The following is a 3,361-nucleotide window of genomic DNA, read 5'->3' on the forward strand; positions in this document are numbered from 1 at the left end:
GCCGTGGCGGCCGTGGCCGCCGTGCTGGGCGTCGTGGTCCTGCCCGGCGGGCCCGGTCAGCGCGGCGACATGACGGCGGCCGTGGCCCCCGCCACGGCCTCGGGCTCGGCCGAGGCCACCCCCACGCCGAAGTTGCCGGAGACCTTCACCGCGCCCGACGGCACCGTCTACCGGCGCCTCGCCACGACCTCGATCGGGGCGACGGGCAGCAAGAAGGCCACGGTCACCGTGCCTGTCAGCGGCAAGCCGCTGGACGTGGCCGGGGTGTGCACCCCGCGGGGCGACACGCACCCCGGTGTCCAGATCCTCGTCGACGGACGGGCGACGGAAGGCGGCCTCATCTGCAGGGACAAGCGGGATCTCCAGCCGCTCACCGTGCCCGCGGGCTCTGACCGGGTCACCATCACCTTCGACACGACCACGCACGGCTGGGGCTGCGTGCGGTCCGGCCCCAAGGACGCCTGCCGCCCGGCGAAGGAGGTGCGCGTCCCCTGGGACCTGGCCGTCTACGAGTGGACGCCCCCGGACCGGCCGGTCCAGCCCGCCGCGCCCCCGGCGTTCCTCCGACATCTCGGCAAATGGAAGCTGACGGACACCCGGACCGGATCCTGGCCGGGTGCGACATCCCTGACGTTCCGGGTGCGCGGCGACGGCCGACCTGTCGGCGTGGACCAGCTCTGCACGGGCGACCTCGCCACCCGCCTGTGGTTCACGTACGAGATCGACGGCGAGGACACCCACGGGGCCAGCGGCTGCGGCGTGTGGGCGAAGGGGCCCTACCCCATGGCGATAACGATGTTCGACACCCGGAAGGGCAAGCCCATGACGATCACCGTGAAGTTGTCCATGCGGTCCCCCGCCGAGGGCCGGCCGGTCCGTTGGTCGGTGGGGCTCTTCCGGCGCCAGTAGCGAGGCGGGAACGGTCCCGGGCGGCGGAGTGGAGGGCGCGCGAGCACGAAAACGGCCGGCGGTTGTTGGCAACTGATCGGCTTGCGCGCCCCCACGGCCCCGGGTGATAACGGCATGTCACCCCAACAAACCCGGGCAACACCCACAAAAGGGGGTTCCATGGCGCGCCACCGGATCATCGGGCTCGCAGCCACGCTCCTCGCCTTACCCCTCCTCACGGCCCTCCCCGCCACCGCGGAGGCCGCGCCGAAGGCCCCGGCGCCGTCGGACGTGCGGGAGCTCACCCGCAAGGACTTCACCCTCGACGGCAAGCCGGTCAAGGTGCCCTCGGCGTACCAGGCCAAGCCGAGCGCCAGGGCCAAGGCCGCGGACACGCCGCCGGTCGGCACCGTGCGGCAGTGGCTCGGCCTGGACGACTTCAACGGCCGGCTCTACCGCAAGGACTACACGCTGCGCGGCGTCGGCGACAACATCGAGGTCTGGGTCGCCAACGACCTGGCCTTCCCGGCCGGCGACTGCCGCGCGCAGATCCCGACCAGCACGCAGGTCACCGACGCGCAGGTGACGGACCTCGTGCGCGAGTTCGACACCAACATGTACCCGAAGGAGACTGCGGCCTTCAGCCGGCCGCCGGACCGCGACGGCTCCAACGCCGTCCTGGGCCCCGACGCCAACGGCAACGGCGGCGTCTACACCGGCGCGGGCAACCGCACCGTGACGCTCGTCGACAACGTCAGGGACGACAACTTCTACCAGTTCCCCGCCGCCCCGACCTACATCGCCGGGTTCTTCTCCTCGCAGTTCAACGAGCTGCTCGACCGCAACGTCATGACGATCGACGCGTTCGACTGGCTGCACCGCACCGGCGCCAACCCGCCGGACGAGCCCACGGCCGACCTCTGCACCTCGCGCCCGGCGCGGCCCCGCCAGTACGAGAAGACGTTCGCGCACGAGTGGCAGCACCTGGCCCACTACTACACCGACCCCCTCGAGACCACCTGGATGAACGAGGGCCTGTCGGACTTCGCGCAGACCGTCACCGGGTACGCCGACGCCCGGGCCACCGTCTTCGACCGGGGCGCCGACAGCCACATCTTCTGCTTCCAGGGCTTCGGCACGGTGCAGACCCCGTACAACACCAATCCGCGCGACTGCGGCGGGCCGGAGAACTCGCTCAACCTGTGGGGCGAGGGCGCCACGTCCAGCGGGGTGCTCGCCGACTACGGCAACGCCTACTCGTTCATGCTGTTCCTGTACGACAGGTACGGCACGGACTTCATGAGCCGGCTGCACCGCGACGGCGACCTGCAGGGCCTGGCCAGCCTGCGGGCGGCGCTGGAGGCGCGCGGCGTGAAGAACATGTACCAGGTGATCCACGACTACCAGACGATGACGCTGGTGGACAAGATCGTCGGGGAGTCGGCCCGGGGCCTCATGCTCGGCGTGCCGAAGAAGCGGGTGACGACCACGAGCCTGCGCTCGACGGTCAACCTGGACAACCCGGCCTCGTACAAGACCGCCGGGGCCGCGCCGAACGGCGCCGACTACGTGCCGCTGCAGAAGGCGGACGGCAAGGTCCTTCGAGGGGCGGACCTGCGGTCGCTGTCGTTCGAGGGCGCGAAGACGCTGCCGCCGGCGCCGCTGGCCTGGACCGTCGTCTCCGACGACCCGGACCGGTCGGGCAACCCGGTGCTCTGGTCGGGCAACGAGAGCAACCTCGACGCCGCCGCCGTGACCAAACTGACGGTCCCGGCCGCGGACCCGACGCTGCGCTTCCTGGCCAAGTACGGGGCGGAGTCCGGGTTCGACTACGGCTACGTGATCGTCTCGACGGACGGCGGGGCGACGTACACCGCGATCGCCGGCGACCACACGGTGACCGGCCCGCTCGGACCGGCGGTCAACGGCACCACCACCGGCTTCCAGCCGCACACCTACAACCTGGCCGCCTACGCGGGCAAGGAGATCCTGCTCGGCTTCCGGTACGTCAGCGACGGCGGCGTCAACGAGGGCGGCTGGAAGATCGACGACGTCACGGTCGGGGGGACGGCGGTGAGCGACGGGTCGAGCCTGGAGCCGTTCGACTCGCCGACGGAGGTCTACCCGACGCCGGTCGCCAACTGGAACGTCCGCCTCGTCGGGCTGGACGACAAGCACGCGGTGGCCCTGCAGCTGGAGTCCGACGGGCGGCGCACGATCACGCTCAACCGCCTGCAGCTGGCCGTGCTGGCGCCGTTCCCGAAGGTGGTGGCGATCGTGGCCTACGACGACCCGACGGAGCAGGTCGGGCAGTACGCGCCGTACACGCTGAAGGTGAACGGCGTCACCCAGCCGGGCGGCACCGCGCAGCCGTGACGCCGGTGTGACCCCGCGAAGGGGACGCCGGGTGTGACCCTGTGAAGGGAAGGCGCCTGCCGCGCGGCGGCGGGCGCCTTCTCGCGCCCCGCCCACC

At 71.6% G+C, this 3,361-nt stretch carries 2 protein-coding genes; both read left to right on the top strand.

Annotated elements, in window-relative coordinates:
* A partial coding sequence (locus AB0H81_RS44315) for a hypothetical protein (protein WP_358388401.1) occupies window positions 1–909 on the top strand: 909 nt, incomplete at its 5' end.
* A 159-nt stretch (window positions 910–1,068) separates the two neighbouring features.
* A complete protein-coding gene (locus AB0H81_RS44320) occupies window positions 1,069–3,264 on the top strand; it encodes a choice-of-anchor J domain-containing protein (protein WP_358388403.1) in 2,196 nt (731 codons plus the stop codon).
* Window positions 3,265–3,361 lie beyond the last annotated feature (97 nt).

Source organism: Nonomuraea sp. NPDC050691 (genome assembly GCF_040654455.1).
Classification (GTDB): Bacteria; Actinomycetota; Actinomycetes; order Streptosporangiales; family Streptosporangiaceae; genus Nonomuraea.

Excerpts from the sequence above, each read along its gene's own strand:
- AB0H81_RS44320 (WP_358388403.1), top strand. The coding sequence starts at position 1,069 with ATGGCGCGCCACCGGATCATCGGGCTCGCAGCCACGCTCCTCGCCTTA.